This is a genomic window from Bradyrhizobium jicamae (assembly GCF_018130695.1).
GTDB lineage: Bacteria > Pseudomonadota > Alphaproteobacteria > Rhizobiales > Xanthobacteraceae > Bradyrhizobium > Bradyrhizobium jicamae_B.
In genome coordinates, this window is record NZ_JAFCJX010000064.1 from 1 (window position 1) to 1,504 (window position 1,504).

Annotated in this window: 1 protein-coding gene; it reads right to left on the reverse strand. The window is 64.9% G+C overall.

The window, feature by feature from the left end:
• Window positions 1-103 precede the first annotated feature (103 nt).
• The gene (locus JQ604_RS41355) at window positions 104-1,435 is read right to left on the reverse strand and encodes an IS1182 family transposase (RefSeq protein ID WP_212366525.1); all 1,332 of its coding nucleotides are present in this window, start codon (window positions 1,433-1,435) and stop codon (window positions 104-106) included.
• Window positions 1,436-1,504 lie beyond the last annotated feature (69 nt).

The following is a 1,504-nucleotide window of genomic DNA, read 5'->3' on the forward strand; positions in this document are numbered from 1 at the left end:
CGTAGAGCCTGAGAGCCAATTCGTTTTGGCGTTCGACATCAAGGAGCGTTGGCGCCCCTTGATGTCAGAGCCAACGGCGTCGGCCGTCGGGTACTTCTGCGGTCTATGCTTTTGCGAGATGGTGTCCTTGCAGGATGTTGTTGGTGAGGGCGTACCAGAGCACGACGGCACGGACCTTCTCGATGCCGCGCACGGTCAATTGCCTGAGGTCCCAGTTCCGCCATCGGGCATGGATGCATTCGCAGATCGTGCGGGCTTGGTACTGTGCCTTGCCAGCTTCGCTGGCCATGCGAGCACGCCAGGCCGCGACGCCGGGACCGTCGCTGCTCCGGGGTAAAAAGGGATCGACGCCGCTCCTGGAGTTGGGCGGCGGGCAGTAAACCTCGACGCCTTCGCTATGCGCCCATTCGATGTCCTCGCCACTGCAGAACCCGCCATCGGCGAGGTAGCGGCGTGGCAAGCGCTTCAGCCGAGCGCGCGTTCGCTCCAGCATCGGTCGCAGCAAGCCGCGATCTGAGCCGCTGTTGTCGACATCGATCGCGACCACGATCAGTTCACCGGCCGCGCTGGCCACCTGCACATTGTAGGCTGGACGGAAGCCGGCATCGGCCATCTTCATCACCCGGGCCTGCGGGTCGGTGGTCGAGGCCCGTGGCTCTTTTGGCTTTTTGCCGTTGCCGCCCTTGTCATCGAGCTGCTTTCGCTTGCGCTTGATCTCGGCCAGCGCCGCTTGCGCAGCTTGCACCCGCTCGCTGCGCTCCCGCGCCGCGCGCTCCTTGGCGGCCCGGATCCTCCGATTGCTGGCTTCCGGATCGGCATCGACCTCGCGCTTGAGCTCCTTCACCACGGCCTCGGCCTGCGCCATCTGCCGATCCAGCGTCGCCTCCCGCCGGAACGAGCCGGTCCCGGCATTCGCCCGTATCCGCACCCCGTCCTGGGTCAGCTTCTCCAGATCGACCAGCCCTGCCTCGTTCAGGGCCACCAGATGTTCGACCAGCAAGCGGTCGAGCAAGTCTGCGCAGCCGACCCGGAAGTCCGACAGCGCGTGATAGTTCAAAGACACGCCGCCGCAGAGCCAGCGGTAGACGTCGTGACTGTCGCAGAGCCGGTCCAGCGCTCGCGCGCTGCCAACGCCGTCACTCGTGGCGTACAGCCAAAGCGCCAGCAGCAGTCGTGGCGATGGCGCCGGATGACCCGGCCGGTTCTCCCGCGCCTTGATGCGATCTTCCAGCTCGCTCAGGTCGAGCCCTTCGACATAGGCCCAGATCACCCGCGCAGGATGATCCTGCCCGATCAGGCTATCGATATCGACCGCTCGCAATTCGACCTGATCGCGCACCGGTTCGCGCAACCGAGGCGCGCCCCGCGGCTCGGCTTCGGCTCGTGGCGCCGACTGCTCCGGCAATTCGCCAAACAGCTTCTCGTCAGCCATCATTCTCTCCGGCAAATCAATTTGCGTAGAGAATCATATCCGCCTGAAAGAGTCACAGTCTCGTAGGGTGGG